Raw genomic sequence first — 14,537 nt, forward strand, 5'->3', positions numbered from 1 at the left:
CCCGATCAGGAATGCTCGACGGGCTGATATTAAGACATCTCTGCGCGTGCGCCACGGCTAGGCGAACGCAACAGCGGTCGACTTGATTCCCGCGGTGGTCTAATTCGCTGGGATGCCCAGTTCATATCCCGACGGTCTCTATGACGGCGAACTGCCCTGCCTGGCCGACGGTCGTGCGGCGAAGTCCGGTGGCGGCGAACAGCGCGTCGAACTCGGCGATGTCGCGCTCCTTGCCACCAGTCATGACCAACATGTTCATGTCCATCATTGTCGGTAGCCCGGGATCTCCGAATTCTCCGACGAGATAATCGATGACGACGAGGCGGCCACCCTCTTGCAGGGCGGCACGGCAGTTTGTCAAGATCCGTACGCAGTTCTGGTCGTCCCAGTCGTGCAGGATATATTTGAGCACGTACAGATCTGAGGGCGGCACCGACTCGAAGAAGTCCCCTCCCACTGCGCTAAGCCGTTCCTGCAGACCATCTTTGCGAGCCGCCGCCGCGGCGTCGGGCACGACGTGCGGCAGGTCGAAGACGCCGCCGCGCAGGTCGGGGTTGGCCCGCATCATCGCCCGAAGAACCTCGCCGTTCGCTCCCCCAACGTCGAGCGCATAGTTGACGCCTCGGGTATCGACCAGCTTCGCGATCTCGATCGCCGCGGCCGCACTGAGGTTCGACATGGCTTCCGTGAAATGACTCGCCTCGTCGGGATGAGCGGCCAAGTAGTCGAAGATCGTGCCGGGCGTACCGTGTGCGGCCTCCATCTGACTGGTGCCGCTGCGAACAGCATCCGGGAAGCATCCCCAGGTCAACCAATGACCAGGTGCGGCTTGCGCAAGGACCATGCCACGCAACGAATTCGGGTCGTCTCTGAGCAGCGTGCTGAGCAAGGAGGTGCCGCTGAGCCGCACGCCATCGGCCGACGTCACGAGACCCAGCGAGGCGCAGGCACGGATCAGCCTCCGAGTGGCGCCCGGATCGATGGACTCCTCCACGGCGATCGCTTCAGCCGTGTCGACGCCGGCCGCGAGATGGTCCGCCACGTTGAAAGCCGCTGCAGCACGCACGATCTGGGTGACCCAGAAACCCATCAGCATGGCCATCATGCGCTCGCGGTCTTGGGCTCCGGACGGTGCGGGTCGTGCTGTCATCTTACCTCCAATACTTGCTGTGCCACGTGGTCTTTTCTGCGCGTCAACGATCACTGCGGCGGGGACGGCTGCGTTGCGGTAGACGGGCGGCTGGCCAGCGCCGGTTGTGCACCGGGCCGGTCGCGGCACAACGCCGCGATGTCGCATGGGACAGGTCCGCACCCGGCGGGAGGATTGGTTATCAACAGCGCGGCACACAACGCGCCCAGTGCGAATAGCGCGGCGCTCACCTCCAACACGTGGGCGAATCCGGCGGCGCTCGCCGTGCCGGCGGTGATCAGGCCCATGGACCCGATCGACATGAGCGCGGCCAGCCGCGAGACGGCGTTGTTGATCGCCGACGCCAAGCCGCTATGTTCGGTCGGCACCGATGCCAGCATCACCGAGGTCAGCGGTGTGATCGTCGCGACCAGCCCGATGCTCAGCACGGTCATTCCGGGCAGCAGATCGGTGATCGCGTGGAATTCAACAGGTTTCGGGCGGATCAGCAGCAGCCCGATCCCCGCCAAGGTGGGGCCGACGATCAGGAAGGCGCGTGGTCCCACCCGCGCGGCGACGCGGCCGACATGACGGGCGAACACGAACGACAGCGCCGGGATCGGCAGGGTGGCGAGTCCAGCCGCGGTGGCCGAGTACCCGCCGATTTCTTGGGTGTAGAGGGCGACGGCCAGCGAGCCCAGCGTCAGCGCACCGTAAACGAAGGCGGTGACGAGGTTGGCGGCAGCGAAGTTGCGAAAGGTGAACAGCGACAACGGAAGCATCGGGGTCCTACTGCGGTGCTGCCAGCGTGCGAAGCCGGCCAGGGCGGCAATCCCGAACACCAAAAGTGTGATGACCATCGGGTCGGTCCAGCCGTCACGTTGCGCTTCGATCAACGCGTACACGGTCGCTGCCAGCCCGCCCGCCGACAGGACCACTCCTGCGATGTCGACACGGGCGCCGTCGACCCGCCCCGACATCGGGCACAGCCAGAACGTCAGCGCATAACCGACCGCCATGGGGATTGCCGACAGCACGAAAATCCAACGCCAGCCCAGGAAATCGACGCACAATCCACCCAGCAGGGGGCCCAACGCAAAGGCGGTCCCCGTCCACCCGGTCCAGACGCCGATCGCGGTGGACCGGCGTGCTTTGTCGAAGACCGTGTTGATCAGCGCCAGCGAGCCCGGCACGAGAAACGCCGCCCCCAGGCCTTGGATGAGGCGCGCGGTGATGAGCGTTGCCGGTGAGGTGGCGACCGCCGCCAGGACCGAGCCCGCCCCGAACGCCGACAGCCCGAACCGCATCACCGGAACGCGCCCGAACAGATCCGAGATGGATCCGCCGGGCAGAATCGCGGCCGCCATCGCCAACAGGTAGCCGTCGATGATCCATTGCTGCGCCGCCAGGCCACCGCCGAGGTCGTGCTCGACCGCCGGCAGCGCCAGGTTGATCACGGTGGAGTCGAGGAACGCGACCATCGACACCGTCACCGCCACCACCATCGCGCGGCTGGTCGGTGCCGCGTCGCGCAACGTCACTGCAGGCGCCGAAGATCGTCGTGATCGCAGTTCATCGTTGTCCTCCTTCATATTTCGCTCCCGCACTGGTGACCGGCCCGCCGGTTGGCTGCGGTGGGCCGCTCACCACCGGTCGAAATGCAGCACCTCATCGAGCGGAATCCGTCTGGCGCGGCGGAAGGTCGTGCCGCTGTAGTAGGCGGTGGGGATCGTCGTGGCGTGATAGACGTTGCCGGGCAGTCCGAGGATGGCCCGCATCTCGCCGTCGGCCATGATGGTCACCCCGGTCCACGTGGTTCCCAGCCCCCGCGAACGCGCGGCGAGCATGTAGCTCCACGTCGCCGGCATCACCGAACTCCAATATTGGTTGGCGTTTTCGCCCGTCAGCGTGCCGTCGCCGTCGATGACCTCGACGCACGGGATCATCAAGACGGGGACCTCGCCGATGTGCTCGGCGAGATATGCCGCACTGTCGGACACTTTGCGCTGCTCGAGATTGCGCGCGGGATCGTCCTTGAACCGATCGGCGACTGCGTAAGGGGACGCGACAATCGAGTCCCAGGTGCGCCGGTATACCTCGGCGATCGCGTGACGCTGTTCGGCATCGGTGACCACGATGAAGCTCCAGTTCTGTACATTGGCCGACGTAGGCGCCTGCACCGCGATCTCCAGGCACTCCCGGATCAGGCCGATAGGAACGGGTTTGGTCAAATCGAGACGTTTGCGCACCGAGCGGGTCGTGGTCAGCAGTTCGTCAGTGGACAGGTCGACGATCGGGTAATCGCTCATGCCGGCAGGATGGCGGTGACTTCGACTTCCACGCGGATGTTGGGCCACACCAGCCCGTCGATGATGCTGAACATGGCGGCGGGTCGGTGCTGGATGATCTCTTTGCTCACCGCCAGGTAGGCGGAAGCATTGTCACGGCTGGTGACCCATTGGCGCATGTAGACGATGTCGGTGAGCTTGGCGCCGGCCTTGGCGAGCGCGGCTTCGACGTTGGCCCAGCACTGGCGGGCTTCGTCGGTGAAGTCCTCAGGCAGGGTGCCGTCTTCGCGTACCCCGGGTGTGCCGGAGACGAAAATCTGTGTGCCGCCACCGGATACGGCGACAGCGTCGGCATAGTGTCCGATGTGGGCGGCCACTCCGGTGAGGATCGGGGTAATCGTGGTCATCGAGACTCCTTGGTGGTGTGAGCTTTTTTCGGCTGACTTCGTGAGATGTCTGTCGTGATGACGACTCCGCTGGCCTCGTGGCCTGCGACGACATGTGCGAGGGCGGCGGCGGCTTGGTCCAGGCCGCAGGCACGCGGGGTCGGCATGCTCAACCGACGGGAGGCGAGTAGCGCGGTGAGGCGGTCGAGTTGGGCCCCGTCGGAACGGACGTAAACCGCGCTGACGCGGATCCCGCGGGTAGATGCGGGTGGGTCCGGGGTGATGGTGGCCAGCCGGCCGCCGTCGGAGAGCGCGGTCATCGCCGCAGCCGCACCGCCCGGGGCGGCGTTGGCGACCGCGTCAATGGAGTCGTTCGCCAACGCCCTTGCGTGTTGGGGCCATAGCGGATCGCGGTAGTCGATCACTTCGCGGGCGCCGTGCCCGTGGACCCGGTCGGCGCTGCGCGGGCCGGCGGTGGCGAGCACATCGACACCACGCAGGGCGGCAAGCTGGACGATGAGCCCGCCGGTGATTCCACCCGCGCCATGAACGAGCAATGTTTCTCCACCGCGCAGGGCCAATGCCTCGGCGACCACCTGCTCGGCGGTCAAGGCCGGTACCGGAAAGATCGCTGCCGTCTCCCACGCAAGCTCGGGCGGCTTGCGGGCGAGCGATGCGACGGGTGCGATCACAGACGGCGCCCACGTGCCCTGGTCGCGTAGGGGCACGGGGTGGCACAGCACTTCATCGCCCACATTGAATCCGCTGGGCTGGGCACCGATGGCCTTGATGACCCCGGCGGCCTCGACGCCGAGCGCCAGTGGCGGCCCCGTGCCCACGTCCCAACCGCCGTAACGAACGATGTTGTCCCAGTTGCCAACCCCGGCGCCACGAATGTCGATGAGGACCTCGTCGGCCGCCAACGGTCGCGGGTCCTCCAGTTCAATGATCTCCACTTTGCCGCCGAGCGTGCGAACCCCCGCTACCAGCGTGGTCACGGTGAGACGACCGTCCGCTCGTGGGTCATCGTGGTTCCTCTCATGGATGTGATTCGCTCATGCGCTCTTCTGGGCTTGCTGCGACTCGCTTTTCAGTAACGGGGCGAGTTCGGACTCTTGGGCGACGAGCAGATCCCAGACTTGATTGACCGTCGGGTGCGGCGCGACAGCGTGGCGTAGGAGACTGACCGGAACCTTCGCGACGATGGCCAGGGTGGCTGCTTGAACCAGTTCCGAGAATTCGGGGCCGACGAACGTCGCTCCGAGCACCGTGTTGGTCTCGGCGTTGATGACCAATTTCGCCCATCCGTAAAAGCCCTCCCTGAACAGGGCCAGGAATGACAGTGTGCCCGGATAACGGGCCGTTCGTGTCCGTACCGCGAACCCTTCTGCGCGGGCTCGACTTTCCGTGCGCCCGACCCAGGCCACTTGCGGCTCAGTGAAGATGACCTGTGCAAGGCTGCCGGCATCATGGGCAGTCAACTCGTTCTCGGACAGTTCTCGCCCCGCCGCCCGGGCCGCGATGATGTCGGCCACGAGGCGCCCATGGTAGGTCGAGATATGAGACAGCCGAGCCCGCCCGGTGGTATCTCCCAGGGCATAGAGCCAGTCGCCTGCGACACCGACCGCCTGGAGATGGTCGTTCACGGCAACGAACCCGCCGCTGGGCAGGCCGAGGGTTTCCAGTCCGATGTTGTCGGTATTGGTGCGCCGTCCGGCAGCCAGGATGAGCTCGTCTACCTCGATGGTCTGGCCGTGGAACGTTGCGGCGACGGGCCCGCCCGCCGCGGGACGCGCTACCGCCGACAACTCTGTCTCAAAGTGAATCGTGACGCCCTGGCTTCGCAGCGCCTGCGCGATCAGCTCGCGAGCCTCGGGTTCGCAGCTTGGCAGAAGGGTGCTCCCACGCACCAGAAGCGTTACCGCAGAGCCCAATCCGGTCAGGATGGTCGCGAACTCGACACCGACGGGACCGCCGCCCACCACCAGCGCGCGAGGTGGCACCTCTGTCATGGTCGTCACGTCCCGATTGGTCCACGGGCGTGCCTGCGCCAACCCGGGTATCTGTGGCACGTTCGGACGGGTCCCGGTGGCCAGCACCACCGCGTGGCGCGCGGTCAAGACCGCTTCGGTGGTATCTCCCAGGGCGTAGGCCACCCGCACTGTTCGTTCGCCGCTCAACCGGCCGTACCCATGAAAAACCGTTACACCGGCTTCGCGCAGTGACGCTGTTCGGTCTTGGTCCGAGAGATTCTCAATGATCGCGTCGCGTTTCGCGAATATCGCCGCAATGTCCAATCCGTTGCCCGAAATAGCCTCTCGCACACCAGGGACCGCTTTCGCGAGGTTGAACACCTCGATCGGGCGAAGCAGCGTTTTGCTCGGGTTGCAACCCCAGTAATGGCACTCCCCACCGACCAAGCGATCCTCAACGAGCGCCACTGAAAGGCCCACGGACGCAAGCTTTCGCACTGCCGCCACACCGCCCACGCCGCCACCAACGACGATCACGTCGAAGTCTTTGCCGGCTTTCATCTACCCTCGTATCCGAGATTTGGTACGCCCAGCCGCCGTGTGTGGGCGCGAGACTCACCCGTCACAACGAGCCGGCTCGCGACGGTTGAAAATTTCCGGACCGAATGAGTGCCAGTGGTGTGTGACGACGATGGCGTGCCGAGTATCGCGTAGGCCGCGGCCGCACTCGCCGCGGAGAAGACGCTGTAGCTCAGCGGCGATTCGACCCCGAGGGATACAGCCATCGCCGTTCCAAAGAGGATGAGCACCAAGCAGGTCGCCGCCCCAACGAGTTTTGGCCGCCAGCCCGAGATAAGGAGGACGCCCAGGGTTGCTTCGGTGGCGGTGGCAACCCACACGATGACGGTCAATAACCATCCGGAAGCAAACGGGACAAGCTGGTGGGTGTAGTCGGCGAAGCGGGCCATGCTCCCCCAGCTTCCCTGCCCGAACGGTTTCCACCAACCGAATCGGTCGGCAACAGCGGACAGAAAGGCCGCCGCCAGCGAGAATCGCAATGCCATCCGGACGATTCGGGTCGGATCAGGGGTGCGCATGGACTTCTCCCGGAAATCGGAATGGCGTCAAATCGTGTATGTCGAACGGTGCGAACATTTTCCGTCGTTGACGCGCTGCCTCATCTTCTCGCGTTGTCGTCCGTGGTGAGTGGCCCGTCTCCGGTATCGAGCAGGAAGACCGCCAGCAATTCAGCGGGTTCAGTGGCGCTGGCATTTTCACTGATCGTGTGGTGCGCGCCGGGGGCTTCACTCCACGTCTCGCCGGGATGATAGACGCGCACCGGCTCACCTTCGACTTGACTGCGGATCGCTCCGGAGATCACGTAGGCCATGATGAACGCCGATTTCGCGTGGTGGTGAGCTCCGCTCTTGGCCCCGGGCGGATAGCTGACGGTCACTGCCTCGAGTGATTTGCCCGGAACATTGGTTGATTGATTGAAAACGGGGCGGACCACCGGGATTTGATCCGAATGCTCCGGCGTCGGCTCGGCGTATGCCCCAGGCGCGAACATCACCGCGACGGTCAGTGCGGCGAGCGCTACTTTCAGGGCCATTTTTGGCCGCCTTCCCTCGGGATGTCTGGACGACTGGCTGACGTGATCGCACGATGTGGGGTGACCGGTGCGGGTGCCGAGTCTCGTTTTCAGTCCTCGGCGACCCGCAGGATCGTCTTGCCGGGGATACGCTTGCCGGGGGCGAACGCGGTGGCAGCTTCGGCGAGCGGCAGCACGGCACCCACCACCGGTTTGAGGCGTCCGTCGCGCACTCGCGCGGCGAGGTCGGCGAGCTGAGCGCGGTCGGCCTCGACAAGGAAGAAAATCGCCCGTCCGTCGTGCGGCTGGGTCTTCGGCGGCTCGGCGATGGTGACGAGCGTCCCGCCAGCCCGCACCAGCGCGGCCGATCGGGCGAGAATTTCTCCGCCGATCACGTCAAACACCACGTCGACTTCGCCTGCGTCCTCGAGCTTTTCGGTCTCCAGGTCGAGGAAGGTGTGGACGCCGAGCTCGCCGGCCCGGTCTCGGTCTGCGGTCCGACCGGTACCGATGACGCGCGCACCGACTTCACGGGCGAGCTGCACCGCGATCGAGCCGACCCCACCGGCAGCGCCGTGGATCAGAACCGTTTGTCCGGCGGCGAGGCGGCCGTGGTCGAACAGGCCCTGCCAGGCGGCCAATCCAGAGATCGGGAGCGCCGCGGCAACAGTGTGGTCGATGTCCATCGGCAGCGGTGCGAGATTGCGGGCTTCCACCGCGGTGTACTCCGCCAGGGAGCCGTTGCGGGCCCAGTCGGCGAGTCCGAACACCCGTTGACCGACACTCAAAAGGGTGGTGCCGTAACCTAACTCAACCACGACGCCCGATAGCTCGTGGCCGGGCACGCTCGGTGTGCGGTCATGACCCGAGCGGTCGATCCAGGTGTGCGGCCAGTCGAGCTCCCCGGTGGTGAAACCGGCGGCGTGTACCCGCACGACGACATCGTTGTCGGCCGCCTCAGGGTAGGGCAGGTCCGTTAGCGACAGGCCGGCGACACCAGCGTCACGATCTGAAACAGTGATGGCTCGCATTACAGGTCCTTCCTGATGGGGGTTAATGTCTCAGGGTCAGCCGTGAGCTGCGGTTGTACGCTGACGAGCTCAAGGCCTAGGTCACGGACCCGGTCGAGAAGCCCGTAAAGCTGTGACTGGTCGCGGATTTCACCGGTGAACACGGTGTCGTTCGCACCGGCCTCGAGGCGCATCCCTTCAAGTGCGGACCCGAGCCGCTCGGTCACGCGGCCTCGAATGCAGATCTGGTAAATCGTCGACTGCACTTGCCCTCCGCTCGCCAGCTGTTGAGCCAGCATTCATCGATCCGGGGTGAGTCGTCATCACCCGGCGGACAAATTCACCCGGGTGAGCGCCAAGCCATGACTGGGCGACTCGGAAGGCATTCGAGGCGGGCGGTTGGTCCGAGTCTCTTCCGCCGCCGGCACGCAGTCAACGCCCGATTTCGCTATCCGGTGGGTGCTGCGTGACGGTGATGGTGATCCTGGGCCGGCCTCGCGGGGCATTACCGGTGATGCCGCGTACCGCCATGCCCGCCAGAACCATTTCGTTGAGCAGGTTTTCTGGGATCGCCGCCAGGACCGTCGGAACAGTCTCGGACAGAGTGTCCGGTCCCGCTACCGAGATGCGCCTGATCGGCGGGGCGGTTGCGGTCCAATTCGGCGGCACCGATAGCGCGCCAACCGAGCAGGCCCGGCCTAAACCCGCCGATGATGCGGGCGCCGCATCGCCGCCTGCCCTCAGGTCTGCCGAACCCAATGACATTGACGCGCTTGGCCCGAAGGCTTCCGGAGCCGCCCCCAAACGCTGCAGTATGGCGTCCATTTTGCTGGCACCGTCTGCGTCGTAGTGCGCCGCATATCCCAGGCCGGCGTACGAACCGGCCGTCCCCGTCGACGTGATGGCTGTCGCCACCGACGAGACGGCCAGATTCACCGGGCTCAGTAAGCTCAGCAATTCGAAGAACGATGGAAGTGGTGCCGCGGCCGATAGCGGTAAGCCAAGTCCTTCAAGCGCGTTGGGCATTGCGGAGAGCAGCCGCGAGCCCGTCGATATGACGGTCTGGGTGGCCGTGCCCGCAGACATGGCGCCGGCGTTCGCTGCTGCGGCTCCCTGGGCGGCGACGCCCGCTGGGTTCGAGGTGGGCGCGGGCGAGGTGAACGGCGGTAACGCCGAAGCGGCAGCGGACAGGCCGGCATATTCGTACATTGCCCCGGCGTCTTGGGCCCACATTTCGCCGTACTCGGCTTCGGTGGCCGCGATCGCCGGTGTGTTTTGGCCGAGGATGTTTGTCGCGATCAGCAACATCAGTTGCGCGCGGTTGGCCGCCACCACCGGTGGGGGCACCGTCATCCCAAACGCGGCCTCGTAGGCGGCCGCCGCGCCCCTGGCCCCGGCAGCGGCCTGCTCACACAGGACAGCCGTCGTCGTGAGCCACGAGATGTAGGGTGCGGCGGCGGCCGCCATCGCCACCGACGCGGAACCCCGCCATGCCGCGCTGGTCAGGTCCGAGATCACCGTCCCATAGGAGCCGGCTGCCGAATGCAGGTCGGCCGCCAACCCGTCCCACGCCGCCGAGGCAGCCAGCATCGACCCGCAGCCGGGACCGGAATACATGCGGCCGGAGTTGATTTCTGGTGGCAGCGCCCCGAAATCCATCGTCGAAAACCTCAGATTCCTCTGGCTATCCAGTCGCCTCGCGGATGTAGTGGCCGATCTGACGCAGCGAGCGGGTGGCTTCGGGGATCATCGGCGCGGCGAGTTGGAAGACGTGGATTTGGCCCGGCCACACCTGCACTTCGACTGGCACGCCGGCGGTGGCCAGTCGTTGAGCCGCCAGCTGCGCGTCGTGGAGCAACACCTCGCGACCGGACACATGGATCAACATGGGCGGCAAGCCCGGTCGGATGTGGTCGAGTGGCTCGTAGAGCGCGTCGGAATGCCCGGTGGCGGCGGGGTGTGCTGCGGCGCGGGTGATCAAGGCGTGGAAGGCCTCGAAAGCTCTGGGCGGAAACATCGCGTCCGAGCCGATGTTGGGGTGAGCCGTTTTGGGTTGGGTGGCCAGTTGCAGCAGAGGTGACATGGCCACCATCGCTGCCGGCCGCTCACCGCACGCGAGGAGGCGTTGGGCCAGCGTCAGCGCCAGATAACCGCCGGCGGAATCGCCGGCCAGCACGATCTGGTCGGGCTCGTAACCCTGTCGGCGCAGCCACGAGTAGCCGTCGTAGCAGTCGTCGATCGCCTCGCCGATCGAATGTTTGGGAATCTTGCGGTAATTGGGCACCAGGACGGGGCTGTCGGCGAAGCTGGACAGCATGCTGACCAGCCGACCGTGCGAGTGGGCGCCGCAAGTGAGGAAGGCTCCGCCGTGCAGGTACAGGACGGCCCGGTGGATGCCGTCGGCCGGTAGCACTCCGGCGGCGCGGACCAGCTGCGCGGTGCAGTGCGCCAGCCCGACGCCCGTGCGCACCGTGCCCGGTGGCGGCGTGATGGCGCGGGCGGCGATCTCGACGGCGCCCCATGGCCACGGCGCCGAGGGCAGGTGGCTGCCCACGCTCAATGCCGGGCGGATCATCAGTCGGGCACTCAGCGAGGCGATGCGCCCAGCCATGCTCGGACCGTCCTGGAGAACGTCAACGACGACGTCCGCGCGGAACGCGGACCGCCGCGCTTTTCGTGCCCTGGGTGCTCCTAGACCGGGGCGCGGTGAACCCGGCATCGCGGCGGGTGCGGTCATGTCAACGCTTCCACGCCGGGGTCATCGGTTGCCCTACGCCCCAACCGATTTCACGTGACGTTTGCGCCGAGAGCGGCCACGGGCTCGTCGTGCCGGCCGCCTGCCGATCACGACGCTGCCAGACAGCAGCACGTCCCCGCGCGATCGCTTGGCGGCGTCGCCTGCTGCCGTAGGCGATCAGGCCCGCCGCTGCCGAGGAGCCCGCGCAGATGGCGGCGGTGACGCCGAAATCGATCAGTCGACCATTGATCAACATGAGGAGCGCGTAATCACCGGCCACCACCGCGACAAACAGGGAGGCAACGCGTAGCCCGGTCATCATGACAATCCCTCGGGCCCGATCGGACGCACAGCGAAGACGCTGCGCAGGTACCCAGTGGAACGACCGCAGGTCGCGCACACCGGGCGGGTGCCGCAGCGGGACGCCATCTCGCGCTTGTCGCCCACGTACGTCGCCATCGCCCATCGCACAGTGGCCAGGCAGTCTTGACAGAGCGTTTCGACGACGTCGCCGTCCGGGCTCAGCCCCATTTGGTCACAGCCGTCAATGGCGTGTATCTCGGCGACCGCCACCGCAGGGGCACCGCATGTGGTGCCGGTCGCCAGCCCCTGGGCACTGCAGATGGGCTGCAACGCGTGAAGTTGGTCCTCGATCGCCGGGATGACGTCCAGCCCGGCGATTCCGTTGCGGCGCGCCCAGTGCCGGGCAGATGCAGCGGCGTCCCGTAGCCGATGCAGCAGCCATGGTGTTCGCGCGGCGCCGGAGCCGTAAGCGGCAGGCGATCGTTGAAATTGGCGAGGCTTCATCTGTCTTTCTCCACTTCGTGGCGATGGCGTTCCGCGGTGATCGATACACCCGGGCCGTCCACCTTCATCACGACCCGTTGCTCGCTCATGCGGCCCGAACACCGATCCCAGAAAACGTGGTGGGCTCCACGTACCGTCCGCCCGCCAGTTGTTAGGCCAGCATTAACCGACGTGGGATGAGTGGGCATCGCCCGGCGAACTGATTCACCCGGGTGATTTGCCGCGTATTGCGGGCGTCACGAGCGGCCAAGCGAAACGACGCTTCGAGGTAGGTATTCGCGACCTCCTGCCGCCGTGCATGGGCGAGCAGCCATTTGCCCAGAGGATGCGCGATGGGAATCGGGCGGCGGTCACCCGCTCATCGTGTTGCCACAGGCCCAGGGACGCCGGGCTTCCCGATGATGATTGTGGGCCAATGATTTTCGGCCGACGAGCGCAAGAACGTTAGGCGATGCCGTAGTCGTTGATCTTGCGGTAGATGGTCGCGCGGGACATTCCCAGGGCGCGTGCCGCCTCTTGTTTGTTGCCGCCGTTGTCCTGAAGGCTGCGGACGATCGCATCGCGCTCCAGAGCTTCCATCGGAGTCAGCTTGCGACGTGTGACGGACCGGCACTCCGGTGGCAACTTGTCGACGTTGATGACGCCGGATCGTTGGCGGGCAACGGTGTCCGTCAGGACCCGACGCAGCTGCGAGACGTTGCCCGGCCACGGCAACCTGCTCAGTTGCCGCATGGCCTCGGGCGCCAGCACCACATCGGCGCCCCGGGTGATCTCGCGCAGCAGCAGCGGCACGAGGTTCCTCGAGGTCGTCAATCCGGTGTCGCAACGCGGGCACGGTGACGGTGTGGGTGAACAGCGGCAGTAGCTGTTTGATCGGTGCGGAAACAGCCGCGGAACTTGTGGTGGCTGCGATCCACCCGTGACCTGAGCGCGCGGCCAGCATCGACGCGATCGCTTCGAGTATGTCCGTGTCGATGTCATCCACGTCGGCGATCACCACCGCGAAGTCCTCATCGGCGGCCACTGTCGCCAGTTCGGCGACGAAAGACGCGGCGCTCGCGAAGGTTTCGGAGCGCATCACGCGGATCGTTCGGTCCGGCTTCACATACTGTCCGACCGCCTGCGCCAGCTTTGCGCGGCCGGATCCCTTCTCTCCCTCGATCATCACCCACTCTCGGTCGCGGCAACACTGCCGTACCTGCTGGCAGCAGTGCAGCCAGGCGCTATTGCGACCCGCCAGGCCAGGGATGTAGGTGGGCGCCAAGCGGCCTGTTTGACGCGATCGTGAGCCGTCCTCGCCGGAAAGATCAACGCGGAAAACGACATTGGGGCAGCCGGCGCGGGTCGTCGACCGGTCGGCGGCAGTGATTTTGGCGACGTGTCCCCTCGGCAGAACAACCAGCGCGGTGCCCGACAGCGTGGAGGTGACCAGATCCGACGCGTGTTCCAGCAGCGCGGTCTGCTCGTTCCCGTCGAGCGTGCGACGCAGGTAGGCGTTCATCAACACCACATCGCCGCCGATCGCCAACACGCCGCCCGAATATCGCCGTGCCTGTTGCAGATAGGCTGCCAGAAGTGCCGTCTCGCTCTCATGAGCCACCGCGCGCATGCGATCCTCAATGTGGCGACTGGTGCTGGTAGCCAGCGCGAGCAGCAGCGGATCGGATCGGTCGGCGAGACAGCTCAGATTGACGGCGCCGATGAGTCTGCCCGTCAGCGGATCACGGATCGGTGACCCCGCGCATGCGAAACCGGTGAACATCGCGACGTAGTGCTCGCTGCCTCCGATGAACGTGGGCTGTCCGGTTTCCAGGGTCGTGCCTATCCCGTTGGTGCCGGCCACCTCTTCAGCCAAGCTATAGCCCGGTGCGAGGCTCACCGTGTCCAACGCGTCGAGGATGGACACTGCCGCAGCGGTCCGATCCACGACCACACCGTCAGCTGAGGTCAGGACGACGCTGACATCTTGCGCGGCCAGGTCAACAGTGACGCGCTGCAGCACCGGCGCAGCCGCGCGCGCCAGGCGCGAACCCCTGTCGGGTTCGCGCACATAGGGCAGCTCGACCTGGTCGGGGTGAACTTGCAGGGCCTGGGACCGACGCCACGAATCGAGGACGCTGGGCCGCAGAATGTCCTCATCGAGCGAGCGCATAACGTCAAGGGATTCCACGGGCAGGAAAGTTTCCCTGGCCTGCTCGAGTTCGGCCGTGCGGCGCGCCTGTGCACCCATCCCCAACTACCTCGACTCCGGGTCACCGTCGCGAAGCGGCGGGCTGGCACCCGTCGACCGTGAGCGGAGACTTGGTGTCCCTTCGCTGCAGCAGCAAACTTTTATCTGCTTCGGCGATTACCCTACGCGCGCGACGGTGGCGTTGCTCAGACGAACCGACACATCCGCCCGGAGCCGAGCGGAAAGACCACGACGGACCGTCCACCGCCGTCTCACTTTGAGACACCCGTTCACCTCATGTTGAGACGCTCATCATCCGCGTTCGGCGATGTCATGAGTTGGCAGGAGCCGATACATCGATCCAAAGAGGAGAAATACGGTGAGCGGGCACAGCATGAGCGCGGATCACGAGAAAATCATGAGGTCCTTGGGGCTAGGGCCCGCCA

Annotated in this window: 15 protein-coding genes and 1 pseudogene; 1 reads left to right on the forward strand and 15 read right to left on the reverse strand. The window is 65.9% G+C overall.

Going from position 1 to position 14,537, the window contains the following annotated elements:
- Positions 1-121: 121 nt before the first annotated feature.
- The 15 genes and pseudogenes from G6N26_RS07130 to G6N26_RS26535 form a co-directional block, all read right to left on the reverse strand.
- The gene (locus tag G6N26_RS07130) at positions 122-1,105 is read right to left on the reverse strand and encodes a methyltransferase (protein WP_083020178.1); all 984 of its coding nucleotides are present in this window, start codon (positions 1,103-1,105) and stop codon (positions 122-124) included.
- Between the two features lie 95 nt (positions 1,106-1,200).
- Positions 1,201-2,670 carry an MFS transporter gene (locus G6N26_RS07135; protein ID WP_232067544.1) on the reverse strand — a complete coding sequence of 490 codons (1,470 nt, stop codon included), beginning with the start codon at positions 2,668-2,670 and terminating at the stop codon, positions 1,201-1,203.
- A 102-nt stretch (positions 2,671-2,772) separates the two neighbouring features.
- Complete coding sequence (locus G6N26_RS07140) at positions 2,773-3,438, reverse strand: nitroreductase family protein (protein ID WP_083020182.1); 666 nt, start codon at positions 3,436-3,438, stop codon at positions 2,773-2,775.
- Complete coding sequence (locus G6N26_RS07145; RefSeq protein WP_083020184.1) at positions 3,435-3,824, reverse strand: RidA family protein; 390 nt, start codon at positions 3,822-3,824, stop codon at positions 3,435-3,437. The genes G6N26_RS07140 and G6N26_RS07145 overlap by 4 nt, the downstream gene beginning before the upstream one ends.
- Positions 3,821-4,801 (reverse strand): NADP-dependent oxidoreductase, encoded by a 981-nt coding sequence (locus tag G6N26_RS07150; protein ID WP_083020186.1) that lies wholly within the window; start codon positions 4,799-4,801, stop codon positions 3,821-3,823. Before G6N26_RS07150 ends, G6N26_RS07145 begins: the two co-directional genes overlap by 4 nt.
- A 57-nt stretch (positions 4,802-4,858) precedes the next feature.
- Positions 4,859-6,337, reverse strand: a complete 1,479-nt coding sequence (locus tag G6N26_RS07155) for a dihydrolipoyl dehydrogenase family protein (RefSeq protein ID WP_083020188.1) — start codon at positions 6,335-6,337, stop codon at positions 4,859-4,861.
- Between the two features lie 107 nt (positions 6,338-6,444).
- Positions 6,445-6,873, reverse strand: a pseudogene (locus G6N26_RS07160) (hypothetical protein); the annotation flags it as partial.
- An 80-nt stretch (positions 6,874-6,953) separates the two neighbouring features.
- The gene (locus G6N26_RS07165; protein ID WP_083020189.1) at positions 6,954-7,388 is read right to left on the reverse strand and encodes a cupin domain-containing protein; all 435 of its coding nucleotides are present in this window, start codon (positions 7,386-7,388) and stop codon (positions 6,954-6,956) included.
- A gap of 89 nt (positions 7,389-7,477) precedes the next feature.
- Positions 7,478-8,398: an NADP-dependent oxidoreductase gene (locus G6N26_RS07170; RefSeq protein ID WP_083020191.1), complete on the reverse strand. Its 921-nt coding sequence runs from the start codon at positions 8,396-8,398 to the stop codon at positions 7,478-7,480.
- Entirely contained in the window at positions 8,398-8,676 is a 279-nt protein-coding gene (locus tag G6N26_RS07175; RefSeq protein WP_083020193.1) for a hypothetical protein, read from the reverse strand. Before G6N26_RS07175 ends, G6N26_RS07170 begins: the two co-directional genes overlap by 1 nt.
- A gap of 133 nt (positions 8,677-8,809) precedes the next feature.
- Positions 8,810-10,036: a PPE family protein gene (locus G6N26_RS07180; RefSeq protein WP_083020195.1), complete on the reverse strand. Its 1,227-nt coding sequence runs from the start codon at positions 10,034-10,036 to the stop codon at positions 8,810-8,812.
- A 25-nt stretch (positions 10,037-10,061) separates the two neighbouring features.
- The gene (locus G6N26_RS07185; RefSeq protein ID WP_067170178.1) at positions 10,062-11,114 is read right to left on the reverse strand and encodes an alpha/beta hydrolase; all 1,053 of its coding nucleotides are present in this window, start codon (positions 11,112-11,114) and stop codon (positions 10,062-10,064) included.
- Between the two features lies 1 nt (position 11,115).
- Positions 11,116-11,436, reverse strand: coding sequence for a hypothetical protein (locus tag G6N26_RS07190; protein ID WP_139799220.1), 321 nt, complete (start codon positions 11,434-11,436; stop codon positions 11,116-11,118).
- Entirely contained in the window at positions 11,433-11,921 is a 489-nt protein-coding gene (locus G6N26_RS07195) for a phosphoenolpyruvate carboxylase (RefSeq protein WP_067170171.1), read from the reverse strand. The genes G6N26_RS07190 and G6N26_RS07195 overlap by 4 nt, the downstream gene beginning before the upstream one ends.
- A gap of 444 nt (positions 11,922-12,365) precedes the next feature.
- Complete coding sequence (locus G6N26_RS26535; RefSeq protein ID WP_372509338.1) at positions 12,366-12,902, reverse strand: helix-turn-helix domain-containing protein; 537 nt, start codon at positions 12,900-12,902, stop codon at positions 12,366-12,368.
- Positions 12,903-13,362: 460 nt separating this feature from the next.
- Between G6N26_RS26535 and G6N26_RS26540 the strand changes: the two genes are divergently transcribed.
- On the forward strand, positions 13,363-13,656 hold the full coding sequence (locus G6N26_RS26540) for a hypothetical protein (RefSeq protein WP_372509339.1): 294 nt from the start codon (positions 13,363-13,365) through the stop codon (positions 13,654-13,656).
- Positions 13,657-14,537 lie beyond the last annotated feature (881 nt).

Origin of the sequence: Mycobacterium marseillense (genome assembly GCF_010731675.1) — a bacterium.
GTDB lineage: Bacteria > Actinomycetota > Actinomycetes > Mycobacteriales > Mycobacteriaceae > Mycobacterium > Mycobacterium marseillense.

Bases quoted from the DNA above. Each gene is read 5' to 3' on its own strand.
- G6N26_RS07130 (WP_083020178.1), bottom strand. From the start codon at position 1,105: ATGATGGCCATGCTGATGGGTTTCTGGGTCACCCAGATCGTGCGTGCT.
- G6N26_RS07140 (WP_083020182.1), bottom strand. From the start codon at position 3,438: ATGAGCGATTACCCGATCGTCGACCTGTCCACTGACGAACTGCTGACC.
- G6N26_RS07145 (WP_083020184.1), bottom strand. From the start codon at position 3,824: ATGACCACGATTACCCCGATCCTCACCGGAGTGGCCGCCCACATCGGA.
- G6N26_RS07155 (WP_083020188.1), bottom strand. From the start codon at position 6,337: ATGAAAGCCGGCAAAGACTTCGACGTGATCGTCGTTGGTGGCGGCGTG.
- G6N26_RS07165 (WP_083020189.1), bottom strand. From the start codon at position 7,388: ATGGCCCTGAAAGTAGCGCTCGCCGCACTGACCGTCGCGGTGATGTTC.
- G6N26_RS07170 (WP_083020191.1), bottom strand. From the start codon at position 8,398: ATGCGAGCCATCACTGTTTCAGATCGTGACGCTGGTGTCGCCGGCCTG.
- G6N26_RS07175 (WP_083020193.1), bottom strand. From the start codon at position 8,676: ATGCTGGCTCAACAGCTGGCGAGCGGAGGGCAAGTGCAGTCGACGATT.
- G6N26_RS07180 (WP_083020195.1), bottom strand. From the start codon at position 10,036: ATGGATTTCGGGGCGCTGCCACCAGAAATCAACTCCGGCCGCATGTAT.
- G6N26_RS07185 (WP_067170178.1), bottom strand. From the start codon at position 11,114: ATGACCGCACCCGCCGCGATGCCGGGTTCACCGCGCCCCGGTCTAGGA.
- G6N26_RS07190 (WP_139799220.1), bottom strand. From the start codon at position 11,436: ATGATGACCGGGCTACGCGTTGCCTCCCTGTTTGTCGCGGTGGTGGCC.
- G6N26_RS07195 (WP_067170171.1), bottom strand. From the start codon at position 11,921: ATGAAGCCTCGCCAATTTCAACGATCGCCTGCCGCTTACGGCTCCGGC.
- G6N26_RS26535 (WP_372509338.1), bottom strand. From the start codon at position 12,902: ATGACATCGACACGGACATACTCGAAGCGATCGCGTCGATGCTGGCCG.